Annotated in this window: 16 protein-coding genes; 8 read left to right on the forward strand and 8 right to left on the reverse strand. The window is 76.1% G+C overall.

Going from position 1 to position 14,618, the window contains the following annotated elements:
• Window positions 1–17 precede the first annotated feature (17 nt).
• A complete protein-coding gene (locus J3P29_RS01745; RefSeq protein WP_210491279.1) occupies window positions 18–1,211 on the reverse strand; it encodes an acyl-CoA dehydrogenase family protein in 1,194 nt (397 codons plus the stop codon).
• 34 nt (window positions 1,212–1,245) lie between these two features.
• Window positions 1,246–2,706 (reverse strand): aldehyde dehydrogenase family protein, encoded by a 1,461-nt coding sequence (locus J3P29_RS01750; protein WP_210491280.1) that lies wholly within the window; start codon window positions 2,704–2,706, stop codon window positions 1,246–1,248.
• A gap of 67 nt (window positions 2,707–2,773) precedes the next feature.
• On the opposite strand from J3P29_RS01750, the gene J3P29_RS01755 reads away from it, so the two are divergent.
• Window positions 2,774–3,949 (forward strand): CoA transferase, encoded by a 1,176-nt coding sequence (locus J3P29_RS01755; RefSeq protein ID WP_210491281.1) that lies wholly within the window; start codon window positions 2,774–2,776, stop codon window positions 3,947–3,949.
• A 13-nt stretch (window positions 3,950–3,962) separates the two neighbouring features.
• Here J3P29_RS01755 and J3P29_RS19585 read toward each other — a convergent pair whose 3' ends face one another.
• Window positions 3,963–4,601: a TetR family transcriptional regulator gene (locus J3P29_RS19585; protein WP_210491283.1), complete on the reverse strand. Its 639-nt coding sequence runs from the start codon at window positions 4,599–4,601 to the stop codon at window positions 3,963–3,965.
• Between the two features lie 138 nt (window positions 4,602–4,739).
• Between J3P29_RS19585 and J3P29_RS01765 the strand changes: the two genes are divergently transcribed.
• Window positions 4,740–5,486 carry a glucose 1-dehydrogenase gene (locus J3P29_RS01765; RefSeq protein WP_210491284.1) on the forward strand — a complete coding sequence of 249 codons (747 nt, stop codon included), beginning with the start codon at window positions 4,740–4,742 and terminating at the stop codon, window positions 5,484–5,486.
• A gap of 61 nt (window positions 5,487–5,547) precedes the next feature.
• Here J3P29_RS01765 and J3P29_RS01770 read toward each other — a convergent pair whose 3' ends face one another.
• Window positions 5,548–6,450, reverse strand: a complete 903-nt coding sequence (locus J3P29_RS01770) for a phosphotransferase (RefSeq protein WP_210491285.1) — start codon at window positions 6,448–6,450, stop codon at window positions 5,548–5,550.
• Between the two features lie 60 nt (window positions 6,451–6,510).
• Between J3P29_RS01770 and J3P29_RS01775 the strand changes: the two genes are divergently transcribed.
• Window positions 6,511–8,067 (forward strand): PucR family transcriptional regulator ligand-binding domain-containing protein, encoded by a 1,557-nt coding sequence (locus tag J3P29_RS01775; RefSeq protein WP_210491286.1) that lies wholly within the window; start codon window positions 6,511–6,513, stop codon window positions 8,065–8,067.
• Between the two features lie 8 nt (window positions 8,068–8,075).
• On the opposite strand, the gene J3P29_RS01780 is transcribed toward J3P29_RS01775, so the two are convergent.
• Window positions 8,076–8,366 carry a hypothetical protein gene (locus tag J3P29_RS01780; protein ID WP_210491287.1) on the reverse strand — a complete coding sequence of 97 codons (291 nt, stop codon included), beginning with the start codon at window positions 8,364–8,366 and terminating at the stop codon, window positions 8,076–8,078.
• A 158-nt stretch (window positions 8,367–8,524) separates the two neighbouring features.
• Between J3P29_RS01780 and J3P29_RS01785 the strand changes: the two genes are divergently transcribed.
• From J3P29_RS01785 to J3P29_RS01805, 5 genes are all read left to right on the forward strand, one after another.
• Complete coding sequence (locus J3P29_RS01785) at window positions 8,525–8,947, forward strand: GreA/GreB family elongation factor (RefSeq protein WP_210491288.1); 423 nt, start codon at window positions 8,525–8,527, stop codon at window positions 8,945–8,947.
• 181 nt (window positions 8,948–9,128) lie between these two features.
• Window positions 9,129–9,536, forward strand: a complete 408-nt coding sequence (locus tag J3P29_RS01790) for a hypothetical protein (RefSeq protein ID WP_210491289.1) — start codon at window positions 9,129–9,131, stop codon at window positions 9,534–9,536.
• Window positions 9,537–9,607: 71 nt separating this feature from the next.
• Entirely contained in the window at window positions 9,608–10,063 is a 456-nt protein-coding gene (locus tag J3P29_RS01795) for a GreA/GreB family elongation factor (protein WP_210491290.1), read from the forward strand.
• Window positions 10,060–11,070 carry a sensor histidine kinase gene (locus J3P29_RS20575; protein ID WP_210491292.1) on the forward strand — a complete coding sequence of 337 codons (1,011 nt, stop codon included), beginning with the start codon at window positions 10,060–10,062 and terminating at the stop codon, window positions 11,068–11,070. Before J3P29_RS01795 ends, J3P29_RS20575 begins: the two co-directional genes overlap by 4 nt.
• On the forward strand, window positions 11,067–11,726 hold the full coding sequence (locus J3P29_RS01805; RefSeq protein WP_210491293.1) for a response regulator transcription factor: 660 nt from the start codon (window positions 11,067–11,069) through the stop codon (window positions 11,724–11,726). The genes J3P29_RS20575 and J3P29_RS01805 overlap by 4 nt, the downstream gene beginning before the upstream one ends.
• A 97-nt stretch (window positions 11,727–11,823) precedes the next feature.
• On the opposite strand, the gene J3P29_RS01810 is transcribed toward J3P29_RS01805, so the two are convergent.
• The 3 genes from J3P29_RS01810 to J3P29_RS01820 all read right to left on the reverse strand — a co-directional run bounded on the left by J3P29_RS01810 (window position 11,824) and on the right by J3P29_RS01820 (window position 14,515).
• On the reverse strand, window positions 11,824–12,435 hold the full coding sequence (locus tag J3P29_RS01810; protein ID WP_210491294.1) for a VanZ family protein: 612 nt from the start codon (window positions 12,433–12,435) through the stop codon (window positions 11,824–11,826).
• A 268-nt stretch (window positions 12,436–12,703) separates the two neighbouring features.
• Window positions 12,704–13,642 carry an alpha/beta hydrolase fold domain-containing protein gene (locus J3P29_RS01815; protein WP_210491295.1) on the reverse strand — a complete coding sequence of 313 codons (939 nt, stop codon included), beginning with the start codon at window positions 13,640–13,642 and terminating at the stop codon, window positions 12,704–12,706.
• A gap of 21 nt (window positions 13,643–13,663) precedes the next feature.
• A complete protein-coding gene (locus J3P29_RS01820; RefSeq protein ID WP_210491296.1) occupies window positions 13,664–14,515 on the reverse strand; it encodes an enoyl-CoA hydratase/isomerase family protein in 852 nt (283 codons plus the stop codon).
• Window positions 14,516–14,618 lie beyond the last annotated feature (103 nt).

The following is a 14,618-nucleotide window of genomic DNA, read 5'->3' on the forward strand; positions in this document are numbered from 1 at the left end:
GTGCCGGGCGGCCGGGCTCAGCGGAAGGCCGCGATGCCGGTCAGCGCCTGACCGATCACCAGCGAGTGCACGTCCGCCGTGCCTTCGTACGTCACGACGGACTCCAGGTTGTTCATGTGGCGGATGACCGGGTACTCCAGCGTGATGCCGTTGCCGCCGAGCACCTGGCGGGCGGTGCGCGCCACCTCGAGCGCGCCGTTGACGTTGCCCAGCTTGCCCATCGACACCTGCTCGGGGCGCAGGCGGCCCTGGTCCTTCAGGCGGCCGAGCTGCAGCGCGACGAGCGTGCCGCGGTTGACCTCGAGCGCCATGTCGGCCAGCTTCTGCTGCTGGATCTGGAACGACGCGATCGGCTTGCCGAACTGGATGCGCGTGCCGGCGTAGTCCAGGGCGGCCTCGAAGCACGCGCGGGCCGCGCCGGTGGCGCCCCAGACGATGCCGTAGCGCGCCTCGTTCAGGCAGGACAGCGGGCCCTTGAGCGACGCGACCTCGGGCAGGACGGCGGAGTCCGGCAGGCGCACGTCGTCGAGCACGAGCTCGCTCGTGACGGACGCGCGCAGCGACAGCTTCTTGTGGATCTCGGGGGCGGAGAACCCGCGGGTGCCGGCCGGGACGACGAAGCCGCGCACGCGATCGTCGTCCGTGCAGCGCGCCCAGACGACGGCGACGTCGGCCACGGAGCCGTTCGTGATCCACATCTTCTGGCCGTTGAGGATCCAGTCGGACCCGTCGCGGCGGGCGGTGGTGCGCATCGAGCCCGGATCGGAGCCCGAGTCCGGCTCGGTCAGGCCGAAGCAGCCGATCGCCTCGCCGGCGGCCATCCGCGGCAGCCACTCCTGCTTCTGCTCCTCGGAGCCCCAGCGCCAGATCGCGAACATCGCGAGCGAGCCCTGCACGGAGACCATCGAGCGGATGCCGGAGTCGCCGGCCTCGAGCTCCAGGCACGCCAGGCCGTAGGCCGTGGCCGAGGTGCCGGCGCAGCCGTAGCCCTCCAGGTGCATGCCCAGGACGCCGAGCTTGCCGAGCTCGGGGAAGAGCTCCTTCGGCGCGCGGGCCTCCTCGAACCAGTCACCGACCTCAGGCAGCACGCGGCCCTTCACGAAGTCGCGGACGGCGTCGCGGATGGCGCGCTCCTCGTCGTCGAGCAGGCTGTCGACGTCCAGGTAGTCCAGCGGCTTGAGCGCGGGCGGGGCGGTGGTCGTGTCGGTCATGGCGTCCTCGGGCGGGTGGTGGTCGGGCGGGGCGTCAGCGGGGGCGGACGTAGACGGTCTTGGTGACGGTGAAGAAGTCGCGGGCGGCCATGCCCTGCTCGCGGTGGTTCGAGCTGGACTCCTTCAGGCCGCCGAACGGCAGGTGCGGCTCGACGCCGGCGGTCTCGCGGTTGACGTGCACCAGGCCGGAGCGCGTCTCGCGGGCGAAGCGCATCGCGGCGCCCAGGTCGCGGGTGAAGACGGCGGACGACAGGCCGAAGCGCGTGTCGTTGGCGCGGGCCAGCGCTTCGTCCAGGTCGGCGACGCGGGCCAGGCAGACGACGGGGCCGAAGATCTCCTCGCGCACGAGCGGCGAGTCGTCGGGGACGTCGGCCAGGACGGTGGGCTCGGCCCAGTGGCCGCCGTCGTCGTCGGCGATGCCGCCGCCGCACAGGACCGTCGCGCCGCCCTCGCGGGCCAGGCGCAGGTATCCGCCGACGGTCTCGCGCTGCTCGGCGGACGCGAGGGGGCCGATGTCGGTGCCCGGCTCGCGGGGATCGCCCACGCGGAAGGCCCGCACGCGCTCGACGAGCGCCGCGGCGAACGCGTCGTAGACCGCGTCCTCCACGTACACGCGACTCGTCGCGGTGCAGCGCTGGCCGGCCTGCAGCATCGCGCCGCGGGCGATCTGCTCCGCGGCGTCGGGCAGGTCGGCGTCGGCCAGCACGATCGCGGGGTTCTTGCCGCCGAGCTCGAGCTGCAGCTTGACGTTGCGGTCGTGCTCGGCGACCGCGCGGCGCAGGACGCGGCCGACGCCGACGGACCCGGTGAAGGAGAGCGCGTCGAGCTGCTCGTCGCCCGTCAGCGCGGGCGAGAGCGCGCGGCCCGAGCCGGTGACGAGGTTGAGCACGCCGTCCGGCAGCCCGGCCTCGGCGAGCAGGCGCGCCAGGCGGACCGCCGAGCCGGACGCGGCCTCGGCCGGCTTCCAGACGACGGCGTTGCCGTAGACGAGCGCCGGGGCGAGCTTCCACAGCGGGATCGCGACGGGGAAGTTCCACGGGGTGATCGCCGCGACGACGCCGACGGGCTCGACCGTCGTCATCAGCGCCGTCGTGGGGTCGGCGCCGGCGAACGTGCCGCCGGACGCCTGCAGCACGGCCCCGGCGTGGAAGCGCAGGATCGCCGCGCCGCGCAGCACCTCGCCGCGCGCGTCGCGGTGCGCCTTGCCGATGTCGGCGATCAGCGCCTCGGTCGCGCCGTCGACGTCGGCCTCGAGCAGCGCCGCGGCGCGCTCCAGGACCGCGGCGCGGGCCGTCGCGGCCGTGGCGGCCCAGGCGGGCTGGGCGCGGCGCGCGGCGGCGTAGGCGGCGGCGACGTCGGCGGGCGTGGCGGTCGCGTAGCGGCCGGTCTCGCGGGTCGGGTCGGCCGGGTCGGTGCGGACGTACTCGCCGTCGCCAGTGCGCCAGGCGCCGTCGATGAGGAGGGTGGCGGGAGCGGTGGTCGCGGGGGTCGTCACAGGGGCCTCGAGGGGTCGACGGGGCCGACCCTACCCGAAATCTTCGAAGATCGATAGTCTCGCCGCCATGTCGCCCCGCGCCCTGGACGAGCTCGTCGTCGTCGACTTCTCGCGCGTCCTCGCCGGACCGCTGGCGACCATGACGCTGGCCGATCTGGGCGCCACGGTGATCAAGGTCGAGCGGCCCGGCGCCGGCGACGACACCCGCGCGTGGGGCCCGCCGCTCGACGCGCGCGGCGTCGCGACGTACTACCTGTCGGTCAACCGCAACAAGCGCAGCGTCGTCCTGGACCTGGCGACGGACGAGGGGCGCGCGGCGGCCCACGAGCTGGTCGCGGCCGCCGACGTCGTCGTCGAGAACTTCCGCCCCGGCGTCATGGACCGCCTGGGCCTGGGCTACGACGCGTTGTCCGCGGTGCGGCCGGGGCTCGTCTACTGCTCCGTGACCGGCTTCGGTCGCGACGGCGGCGCGGCGATGCCCGGCTACGACCTGCTAGTGCAGGCGCTCGGCGGCCTGATGAGCGTGACCGGTCCCGCGGGCGGCGAGCCGCAGAAGGTCGGCGTGGCGCTCGTCGACGTGCTCTGCGGCCTGCACGCGACGGCGGGGATCCTGGCGGCGCTGCGCCACCGCGACCGCACGGGCGAGGGGCAGCGCGTCGAGGTGTCGCTCCTGCAGTCGTTGCTCTCGGGTCTGGTCAACCAGGCGTCGGCGTGGGTGGCGGGCGGCGTGGTGCCGCGCGCGATGGGCAACGCCCACCCGTCCATCGCCCCCTACGAGCCGCTGCCCACGGGCGACGGCGAGCTCGTCCTGGCCGTCGGCAACGACAAGCAGTTCCGGGCGCTCTGCGCCGTCCTGGACGCGCCGGGCCTGGCGGCCGACGAGCGCTTCGCGACGAACGACGCGCGCGTCGCGCACCGCGACGCGCTGCGCGTCGAGCTGGTGACCCGCCTGGCGACGGACGGCGCGGACGCGTGGGCCGCGCGGCTGCTCCCCGTCGGCGTGCCCGCCGGTCGGGTGAACGACGTGGCCGGCGCGGTGGCCCTGGCCGAGCGCCTGGGCCTGGATCCGGTCGTGAGCATCCCCGACGAGGACGGCCACGAGGTGCGCGGCATCCGCAGCCCGATCGGCCTGTCCGCCACGCCGCCGCGCTACGACCACGCGCCGCCGGCGCTGGGGGCGACGTCGTTCGCGGACGCGCTGGAGGAGGCGCGGCGGGCGCGGGCGGCGACGGTCGGCGGCTGATGGCCGCGGCGCGCTAGCGCGCCGTTCGGCTCGCGCGCGAGGAGGCCGGCAGCAGCGCCTCGAGGGCCGTGCCGACCGCGGTCAGGCTGGTCGCCAGGCGCGCGAGCAGCTCCTCGGGGGCGTCGCCGACGTCCCACGAGCGGAGCTCCGCGACGTACGTCGCCTGGATCGCGCCCGCGATGGCGGCCGGGACCACGGCGGTCGGGGCGGTGCCCGTCCGCGCGGCGACGAACGCGGCGACCGCCGACTGCCACGTCGCCCAGTGCTCCAGGGCGCTCGCGCGCAGGCCCGGGGCCGTGTCGAGCAGCGCGAAGCGCTCCAGCCACACCCCGTGGTCGTCGACGGCGTGCCGCGTCGAGGCCACGACGGCGTCGCGGATCGCGGCCGCCACGGGGCGCGCCGGGTCCGCCGCCAGCTCGACCTCGAGCTGGCGGATCGCCTCGTCGAAGGCCGCCCAGACGACGTCGGCCTTCGCGGGGAAGTAGCGGAAGAACGTCGTGCGGCCGATGCCGGCGGCCGCGGCGATCTCGTCGACCGAGACGCGGTCGAACCCCTCGCGCAGCAGCAGCTCGATGGCCACGCGCTCGACGGCCTCGCGGGTCGTCGCCCGGGGGCGCCCCGGCCCCCGCCGGTGCTCCTTCGGCTCCGTCACCGGTCCCAGTCTATCCGGGGCGTCCCGGCCCGCCGACCGACCGTTCGCACGTTTTGGTACTCAGTTCCGATATGGTCGACAGCGGTCGCGCCGGCGCCGCTCTGGTGCCCTCCGCGGCCCCAACCGACGGAGGGTTCCATGGGCAGGCTGAACGGCAAGGTCGCGATCGTCACCGGTGCGGCGCAGGGCATGGGCGAGGCGCACGCGCGGCGCTTCGTCGCCGAGGGCGCGCAGGTCGTCCTCACCGATCTGAACGAGGAGGGCGGACGGCGGATCGCCGACGAGCTGGGCGAGAACGCGCGCTTCGTCCGGCAGGACGTCACCGACGCGGCCGCGTGGGAGCGGGTGGTGGAGGAGGCCGAGCGCGCGTTCGGTCCGGTCACGGTCCTGGTGAACAACGCCGGGGTGCTCGGGCCGATCGCCCCGGCGACCGAGCTCGACGTCGACGCGTACCTGCAGGTCTGCGCCATCAACCAGCACTCGCAGTTCTACGGCATGCGCGCCGTGATCCCCGGCATGCAGCGGGCGGGCGGCGGCTCCATCGTGAACATCTCGTCGATCGCCGGCCTGGTGTCGGTCGTCGGTGCGCCCAACCTGGCGTACGTGGCGAGCAAGTTCGCGTCGCGCGGCATGACGAAGCACGTGGCCGTCGAGTACGGCAAGGACGGCATCCGCGTGAACTCCGTCCATCCCGGCTACATCAAGACGCCGATGATGGAGGCCGCCACCGACGCGGACGGCGGCGGGATCGCCGCAGCCGTGCCGCTCGCCCGCATGGCGGACCCGGACGAGGTGTCGCAGGTCGTCCTCTTCCTCGCGTCGGACGACTCGTCGTACCTGACGGGCACCGAGCAGGTCGTCGACGGCGGTCTCACGATCCAGTGACCCGCGGGGCCGTGGGGCCGCCCGCGGCGTCCACGGCCCCCGGCGCCCGGGGGCTCGGGCGCTACGGCAGGGCCGCGGCCCGCTCGCGCAGCCACGTCAGGCGCGCGGCGGCCCGCGCCGCGTCGCCGCTCGCGGCGCCCAGCAGGACGCCCCACAGCGCCGCCTGGACGCGCCGCGCGTCGACGACCGCGGCCAGCGCCTCGGCGGGCACGTCGTCCCCGTAGCCGGCCGCGGCGGCCGCGACGAGCGCGGGGTCGCGGCGGCCGAACGGCCGCGCCGACGCATGCAGGCAGCCCAGATCCCACGCGCGCGGCCCGTGGAAGACGTCCTCCCAGTCGTTCCACAGCGGCCCGCGGGCGGACCACAGGACGTTGCCCAGGTGCGCGTCGCCGTGGACCGCCTGCTCCGGCAGCCCGCACGCGTCGACCCGACCCCGGACGTGCGCCACCAGCGCCCGCAGCGCCGCCGCGTCCGCCGACGGCCCGATCGCGCCCGTGGCGGCCAGCCGGCCGACGACCCGCTCCGCCTCGTCGAGCGCCGCCCACCGTGGCAGCGGCACGTCGACGTGCGCGAGCGCCGCGTGGCAGCCGCGCAGGGCCCGGCCGGCCGCCGCCGCGTCGGGCGGTCCGGGCACCTCGCGCACGTGCTCCCACAGCGACAGCGCGAAGCCGTCGTGCACGTGCGGGCCGGGATCGACCTCACGCGTGGGCGCCACGACGGGGGCACCGGCGTCCGCGAGCTGCCCGGCGACGACCACCTCGCGCGCCAGCCACGCGTCGCCGCCGCGCACGGCCGCCGTGGCGGTGGCGACGCGGGCGACGATCGGCGCCGGGCGCAGGTGGACGACGAGGTTGCTGCCGTCCCGCAGCACGACGGGATCGTCGACGCGCAGGCCCAGCGCCCGCGCCGTCGCGACGGCGGCGCGGAGGGCGCGCGCGGGGACGGCGGCGGACGAGGGAGCCACGGGCGCATCCTGCCAGGCCCCCGGCTGCGGCCCCCCGGGGCGCGGCGGTAGCTTGCGGCGGTGACCGCCGCCGCGCCGACCGCCTATCGCCTGCGCGATCTGCTCGAGCAGCACGAGCTGGGCCTGGAGCCGCTCGTGCTCCCGGACGGCGCCGGCGACCGGCGGGTGTCGGGCGTGCACGCGATCGAGACGGCCCAGCCGGCGCGGTGGCTGGCCCCCGACTGGGTGATGCTGACGACCGGGGTGCGGCTCGTCGGCGACGAGGCGGCGCAGGCGGCGCTGCCGGCCGAGCTGGCCGCCGCGGGCGTGGCGGCCCTCGGGTTCGGCGTCGGCCTGGACTTCGACGCGGTGCCCGCGCCGCTGCTGGACGCCGCCGCGGACGCCGGCCTGCCGGTGCTGGCGGTCCCGCTCCGTACCCCGTTCCGCGACGTCGAGGCCGCCGTCCACCGGGCGCTCGCGTCGTCCGAGCTGCGCACGCTGCAACGCCTCTCGTCGCTGCAGCGGTACCTGGTCGACGCGCTGCACTCCGTCGAGCCGCAGCGCACCGTCGTGCGGCGCCTGGCGACGGTGCTCGAGGCGTCCGTCGCGGTGCTGGCGCCCGACGGCCGCGTGGAGGAGTCCGCGGGCGCGCTGCCGCCGGACGGCCTGCCCGCCCTGCTCGTCGATCCCGTGCGCGGGGCGCGGGACGTGGCGACCGGCGGGTGGCGCGGCGTGGCGACGCCCGTCGCGGCGGACCCCGACGACGCGGACGACCGCTGGCTGGTCGCGCTCGCCCACGACCGCGCGCCGTCGCGACTGACCCGGGCGGTGCTGCAGGCGGCCGCGCCGCTGCTCGCCGCCGTGGGCCGGCTGGACGAGACGCTGCGCGCGCAGGACCGGGCGCTGCGCCGCGGGCTGCTGGAGGACCTGCTGGCCGGCACCGGCGACGCGCAGGAGGTCGCGGCGCGCGCGGCGGCGTGCGGGGTGGATCTGCACGCCCCGGTCCGCGCGCTCGTGCTGGCGCCCGACGGCGCGGCGGATGCCGGCGGCCGCGAGCGCCTGGAGCGCCGCGCCGCGCGCACCCTGGACGGCCGCGGCGCCCGACACCTGCTCGGCGGCCACCGGGGGCGGGTCGTGGTGCTGCTCGCCGGCGCGGGTGAGGACCCGGACGACGCGTTGCTGCGCGAGCTGGCGGTCGACGGCGCCGCCGTCGGCGTGGGGCGCACGGGGACGGGGGCCGCGACCGTGCGGCAGAGCGTCGAGGACGCGCACGTCGCCGCCGACCTGGCCGCGGCCGACGCGGCCGTCCCCTGGCGCCGGTACGCCGACGTCGGGCTGCCGGCGCTGCTCGTCGGCGAGGTGCCGCCCGACCGCATGGCGCCGCAGGTGGCGGCGGTCCTCGGGGCGCTCGACCGGCGGCCGGGCGGCCGCGAGGCGATCCGGGCGTACCTGGACCACGAGCTGGACGTCACGGCCGCCGCCGCCGCGCTGCACCTGCACCCCAACTCGCTGCGCTACCGGCTCTCCCGCCTGGCCGACGCGCTCGGCAGCTCGCTCCGCGACCCGACGACGATCGCGACGCTCGTGCTGGCCTTCGAGGCCGAGCGGCGCGCGGGGCACGGCCGCCCGAGGGCCTGAACGCGGGGTCAGACCCGGGCGCGCCCGGCGGCGGCCGCCCGCGCCTCGCCGCCCAGGTCGGCCGCCGCGCCGAGCGCCAGGGCGAGCGACGCCAGCGCCCGGTGCGTCTCGCCGTCGCGGCTGCGGGCGGGGGCGTCCGCGAGCGCCTCGGCGGCGCGGGCCAGGGCGCGCAGCGCCTCCTCGAGCGCGCCCGCGGTCGCGGGGAGCGAGCCCACGGCGCCGAGGCGGCGGCGACTCTCGGCCTCGAGCACGCGCGCCGCGACGGTCACGTCGCACACGGCGTCGTACACGCGGTCCACCGGCGCCTCTCGTCGGCGTCGTCGCGTCCCGGTCGTCGGCATGCGGGGGATCGTCCGGTCCGGCGCGCCGCGGCGCAATGGCCGGTCCCGACCACTCCGCGGCGGGATGGCGCCTTCCCGCCATGGGGCCCGGGCGCGTCGGCCGGGACCGTGGGCGCATGACCTCGTCCGCGCGCGCCCTGCCGATCACCGTCACCGCTCGCAACGCGCTGACGACGGAGCTGCGGGAGCTGCGCGCCCACGCCGACGGGGCCGAGGACGCGGCGGCCGGGGCGGCGCGGCGCCGGCGGATCCGCGAGCTCGAGCGGGCGCTGCTGCACGCGGTGGTCGAGCACCCCGGCGACGACGGCCGGCCGCGCGCGGCCGTCGGGACGGTGGTGCGCACGGACGACGGACGGCGGTTCGCGGAGCACACGATCACCCTGGGCGAGGACCGCCCGGGGCGCGACGGCGCGGTGTGCGCCCGGTCGCCGCTCGGCCGCGCGCTGCTCGGCCGCGCGCCGGGCGAGATCGTGGCGGTCGAGCGCGCGGACGGCCGGACGCGGCACCTGCGCGTGCTGGCGGTCCGCGACGCGGTCTGAGGCACCGGCCGGCGGCCGTTGCGTCCCGTGGGTCGGCGCGCCGGGGGCGATCGCGAGGCGGCCCGGGTGCTTGTGGGCTGCAGCCTTCCCGGATATCGTGGCGGCTGCGGGCCCACCGGCCCGCGGCGTGTTCCCCGGTGGTCCGTGGCCGACGGTCGGAGCCGCCCGTCCTGGAGGAGCCATGAGCCTGATGATCACCCGCACCGCCGCCGTCCTCGCGACGTCGCTGGCACTGCTCGTGCCGACCGCCGGTGCGGCGACGGCGTCGAGTCCCGCCCCGACCGTCCAGCGAGATCTCCACCTGCGGTCGACGGGCGCCCCGCCGTTCCGGGAGGTGTTCGTCGCCTTCGTCACGACGACGAAGGCCGCCCGGGTCCAGGTGTGGATCGACGGTCGGCGCGGATCGGTGACGAAGGGCTGGACGCGGCGCGTCGTGGCGTTCTCGTCGGACGCGTTCGGGCGCGGCCACTTCCGACGCGGGCACCGTTACACGGTCAGGATCCGGCTGTGGTCGTCCGGGGGCGAGAGCACGACGATCACGCGGCGTCTGAAGCTGCAGTACTCGCCGCCCGGGACCGAAGGGCCCTGATCGATCGCGGCGGGCCCGGATGGCGGGCTCCTGCCATGTCGCCCGGCGCATCCCGGGTCCAAGGTGGAGCGATGCCCGACACGCTGCTGGGGACCTCGGCGGTCCTGGTGACCCACCGGTACCTGCTGGACCTGAAGGCCGAGCTGACGCGCCTGCGCCGCGAGGCGTCGGGCTGGCCGACGCCCGTCGCCGACGACCCCGGCGCGGCGCTCGCCGACCCGTCCGACCGGATCGCGCTGCTGGAGCTGGCGCTCGTCCGGTCCGTCGTCGCCTACCCCGGCCCGACCGGCTACACCGTCGCCGCGGTCGGCACGACCGTCGAGGTGGAGGACGGCCGGCGCACCTGCCGCTACCGCCTGGTGCTCGGCGTCGAGGCGACGGACGAGGGCGTCGATCGCGCGGTCTCGGCCACGTCGCCGGTCGGCGCGGCGCTCATGGGCCGCAGCGTCGGCGAGGTCGCGCACGTCGAGCTGCCGGACGGGCGCGAGCGCTCCCTGCGCGTGGTGCGCGTCGACGGTCCCGCGTGAGCGCGCCCGTCGTCTGCGACCGTCAGGACATGCGGTTGACCGACGCCCTCGTCCGGATGCCCCTGGGCCGCCAGATCTTCCTGGCGGCCGCCGTCGTCCTCGGCGCGGTGACGGCCGCGCTGGCGCTCTCCCCGATCACCATCAGCGCGCCGATGACGTGGCGCGAGCTCGCGTGGGCCGCCGGCATCCTCGCGGGCGTCCTGCTGCTGCTGCACGTCGCGGTGCGCCGGCTGCTGGCGCCGCTGCACCGGCTGGCCGACGCGATGGGCGAGATCGATCCGCGCGAGCCGTCGCCCGGCCTGCACGCGCGGATCGCGCCGGACGACCGCGACGTCGCGCGCCTGCTCGGCGCCTTCGAGGGGATGCTGGCGCGCTTCCGCGAGGAGCGGCTGGAGAGCGACCGGCGCACCGCGGCGGCGCAGGAGGCCGAGCGGCGCCTCGTCGCCGGCGAGGTGCACGACCAGCTGGGCCAGACGCTGACCGCGCTGTCGCTGCAGCTCGAGCGGGCCGAGATGGCCGAACGCGACCGCGCGGCGCTGCGCGAGACGATCGCGCGCGCCCTCGACGACGTCCGCGGCATCGCGCGCCGCCTGCGCCCCGAGGGCCTGGACGACCTGGGCCTGGTCAACGCGCTGATCGCCCTCGCCACGCGCGTGCAGGAGGACAGCGGCGTGCCCGTCGAGCGCCGCATCGACGCGCCGCTGCCGCCGCTGCCCGCCGACGCCGAGCTGGCGATCTACCGCATCGCGCAGGAGGCGCTGACGAACGCGATCCGCCACGCGGACGCGCGGCGCGTGTGCGTGCGCCTCGCCGCGGGGCAGGGCGAGGTCACGCTCGTCGTCGACGACAACGGCCGCGGGTTCATCGACCCGCCGCCGCCCGACGGCGGGATCGCCGGGATGCGCGAGCGGGCGCGGCTGGCCGGCGCGGCGCTGCAGGTGGAGTCCGACACGATGCGCGGCACCCGGGTGCGCTGCGCCGTGCCGACGGCCGGAGCGTCGGCGTGAGCGTCCCGCTGCGCACCCGCATCCTGCTGGCGGACGACCACGCGCTCGTCCGGCACGGCATCCGCATGGTGCTCGACGCCGAGGCCGACCTGCACGTCGTCGCCGAGGCGGGCGACGGGCTCGAGGCGGTCGAGACGGCGCTGCGGACGGAGCTGGACCTGGCGATCCTCGACGTCTCGATGCCCGGCCGGACCGGGCTGCAGGCGGCGCGCGAGCTGACGCGCCACCGCCCCGGCCTGCGGATCCTGCTGCTGTCGATGCACGAGAACGAGCAGTACCTGTTCGAGGCGCTGAAGGCCGGCGCGGCGGGCTACGTCCTCAAGTCGGGGGCCCACCGCGACCTGGTCGACGCGTGCCGCGCGGCGATGCGCGGCACCCCGTTCCTGTATCCGCGCGCGCTCCAGCGGTTGGTGCAGGACGTGCTCGAGGGCGCCGAGCGCGGCGAGCCGCTGCCGCGCGACCTGCTGACCGCCCGCGAGCAGGAGGTCGTCAAGCAGATCGCCGAGGGCCACACGACCGACGAGATCGCTGCGGCCCTCGTCATCAGCCCGCACACCGTCGAGCGGCACCGCTCCAACGCGCTCGAGAAGCTGGGCCTGCGCAACCGGGTGGAGCTGGCGCGCTACGCGATCCGGCGCGGGCTGGTGGAGCCGTAGGGGCCGCCCCGGGACGGAGCGCCCGGCGGGCCCGGTGCGGTGCGGCCGGCCCGGCGCGGCTGACCCGAGGCGGCGGCGTGCGGCGCGCCGTGGCGGCTCAGGCCGCGGTCGCGGACGGCGGCTCGGCGGGCCTGCGCTCCCTGTCCTCCGCCGAGAACCCGGCCCCCGGCCACGCGAACGTCGCCGCGAGCGCGCGGAGCGGCGGCAGCCGCATCGCCAGCCGGGCGACCGCGTAGCCGACGGGCGCGCCGATCGTGTTGGCCAGCAGGTCGTTGACGTCGGCGATGTGGCCGCCGTGGCCCGTGACGGAGTTGAGCAGCTGCAGCAGCTCGATCGTCAGGCTCAGCAGGAAGCCGCCGACGATCACGCCGACCACGGTGCGGATGCGCAGCGCGAGCGGCAGCAGGACGCCGACGGGCGCGAAGATCAGGATGTTCTCCACCGCGTCGTCGAGCTCGGTCTCGTGGAACAGCCGGTAGTTGATCGCGGTCGTCCACGGGCTGGAGTCGGGCACCGCGCCCAGGTAGATGGGGAACGCGCTGTTGACCAGGATCCCGACCGCGTAGACGCAGATCGCCAGGCCGACGAGGGCGCGCGGCACGGTCCAGGCCCGCCGCCGGACGAGCGCCCACGTGGTGGCGGCCACGCCGGCGACGCCCAGGACGGCCGCGGCGGGCGTGGGCGAGATCTGATCGAACAAGAGGGACATGCGGTCACCGTCACCGCGGGTGCAGCCGCACGGCCGGTCGGTTGGTGGCGGCACGGGCGCCGCCGGGACGGCGGGAGGATAGCGGCGGCGCCCGCACGGCACGGGCGTGGCGCGTCGGCGCCACCCGTGCGCGTACCGCGGCACCCGAGCCGACTGCAGACGGCTCCCGCCGGATGCTCCGGCAGGGGCCGCGCGAAGCGCCGCCGTCGATCGCTGCTCTGCTCTGAGGATGACGAGCGCCGCCGGTCAGCCGCTTCCGAGGGCGGTCTCAGAGGGAGCGAAGGACGCGGTAGCGGTCTTGCAGGGCGCGCTGCGTGACGTCCGCGTGCTCATCCAGCCAGTCGTAGGCGTGCGGCGTCCCGGGATGCACGTGGAGCTCGAGCGGGACGTCGGCGGCCGACAGCTTCAGCGCGTAGGCGATCCCCTCGTCCCGCATCAGATCGAGATCGCCCACCTCGATGTACGCAGCCGCCAGCCCACGGGCGTCGATCAGGCGCGCGGGCGAGGTCGCCTCCGAGACCGGGCCGTCGGCACGTGCGTTCCAGGAGGTCGCGTTCATGGTCGCCGTCCACGCGAGGAAGGGCGAGAGCGCCTCGCTGGCGGTGGCCATCCGGTCGTCGAGCATGGCGTAGATCAGGATCTGCTGGGCGATCGCGACTCCACGATCCCTGGCCATGACGGCGGCAGCCGCCGCGAGCCCGCCGCCGCCGCTGTCACCCATCAGCGCGATGCGGGCACGATCGACCCCGAGCTGGTCTGCGTGCTCGATGAGCCACGTCACCCCGGCGAAGACGTCCTCGCTGAGCTGCTGTCCCTTCGCTTCGGGAGCCACGCGGTAGCCCACTGACAAGATCGGGACGGACGTCTCGGCGACGTAGACCCGCATCCTGCGGTCGTAGTGGTCGAGCGTGCCGGCCACCTGGCCGCCGCCGTGGGCGTAGACGACGGCGGAGCCGGGACGGGCGTCTCTCTTCGTGTACCAGCGGCCCTCGAGCGTGACGCCGTCACCGACCGAGATGGTGACGTCCTCTCGGTCGACACCGGTCGGGACGGGCGGCGCGAGCTTGCCCATCTCGGTGTACTGGTAGTCGATCACCGCTCTCAGCGCCTCCACGTCGTTCGCGGGAGGCTCCGGCGTGTCCATGAACTCCGGAGGCAGCTGGGCGATCGCCTGAGCGAACTGCTCATCGAGGCGATATCCGGTCATTGGTCGATGCTCCTCGCGGCGTCAGGCCATTCGGGCGAGATTCGCCCGCAGGACCTCTTCGAGGACGAGCTCGACCTCGCGGGTGTGCGCGCCAGCCGCAAGGGCGGCCTTCGCGAGCTCCCCGGAGGTCGCGTTGAACGTCTCACCGAGGTAGCGGTCCTCTGCGCGAAGTGCCTCTTCGAGGGGGCCGTCGGCAGCGTCGATCGCCTTGGTCGCCGCGGCACGGACGCCTTCGGGCAGGGTGGCGATGGTGCGTGCGACCCCGTCGACGTAGGCGTCCAGCTCCGCGGCGGGCAGGGCGCGGTTCACCCATCCCCAACGCTCGGCGGTCGCCGCGTCGACGAGGCCGCCGGTGAGCACGATCTCGAGGGCCCGAGCGCGCCCCACGAGACGGGGCAGGTGGGCCGTCGCGCCAGCGCCGGGGACGATTCCCGTGAGGGTCTCGAACTGGCCGAAGGCGGCGGTCTCGAGGGCCGCGAAGCGCAGGTCCAGGCTGGCGATCAGCTCGGGACCGCCGCCACGAGCGAGGCCCGCGACCTTCGCGATCGTGGTCTGGGGCAGACGCCGCCACCGCTCGTGGAGCCGCATCATCGGGCCCGTTCCGACGAGCGTCTCCTCTGCGATGGGCAGCGCAGCGTACGACTCCGGGTTCTCAACGAACGTCAGGTCGCCGTGGGCGATGAAGAACTCGGGGTTGGCGCTCTGGACGACGATGACGTGCAGGTCGGGGTCGTTCTCGGCCGACGCGGCGACGGCGTCGAGGTCGAGGAGGAGCTGGGCCGTCATGAGGTTGACGGGCGGGACATCGATCGTGACCCACAGCACGCCGTCCTGGCGCTTCAGCTGGAGGGTGGTCGGGGACTGCTCGGGCATGGGATTCCTTGGATCAGGGCGGTTTCTCCGTTATACCTAGTGCATGGCAGGTACTTCAACGAAACCTGGTACCCCTGGAGTGCACACCGCCCCGGGCACGATC

The sequence above is a fragment of the Patulibacter sp. SYSU D01012 genome (genome assembly GCF_017916475.1).
Taxonomy (GTDB): Bacteria; Actinomycetota; Thermoleophilia; order Solirubrobacterales; family Solirubrobacteraceae; genus Patulibacter.

Bases quoted from the DNA above. Each gene is read 5' to 3' on its own strand.
- J3P29_RS01820 (WP_210491296.1), bottom strand. From the start codon at position 14,515: ATGCCCGAGCAGTCCCCGACCACCCTCCAGCTGAAGCGCCAGGACGGC.
- J3P29_RS01810 (WP_210491294.1), bottom strand. From the start codon at position 12,435: ATGTCCCTCTTGTTCGATCAGATCTCGCCCACGCCCGCCGCGGCCGTC.
- J3P29_RS01765 (WP_210491284.1), top strand. From the start codon at position 4,740: ATGGGCAGGCTGAACGGCAAGGTCGCGATCGTCACCGGTGCGGCGCAG.
- J3P29_RS01815 (WP_210491295.1), bottom strand. From the start codon at position 13,642: ATGACCGGATATCGCCTCGATGAGCAGTTCGCTCAGGCGATCGCCCAG.
- J3P29_RS01745 (WP_210491279.1), bottom strand. From the start codon at position 1,211: ATGACCGACACGACCACCGCCCCGCCCGCGCTCAAGCCGCTGGACTAC.
- J3P29_RS01790 (WP_210491289.1), top strand. From the start codon at position 9,129: ATGAGCCTGATGATCACCCGCACCGCCGCCGTCCTCGCGACGTCGCTG.
- J3P29_RS01755 (WP_210491281.1), top strand. From the start codon at position 2,774: ATGTCGCCCCGCGCCCTGGACGAGCTCGTCGTCGTCGACTTCTCGCGC.
- J3P29_RS01795 (WP_210491290.1), top strand. From the start codon at position 9,608: ATGCCCGACACGCTGCTGGGGACCTCGGCGGTCCTGGTGACCCACCGG.
- J3P29_RS01785 (WP_210491288.1), top strand. From the start codon at position 8,525: ATGACCTCGTCCGCGCGCGCCCTGCCGATCACCGTCACCGCTCGCAAC.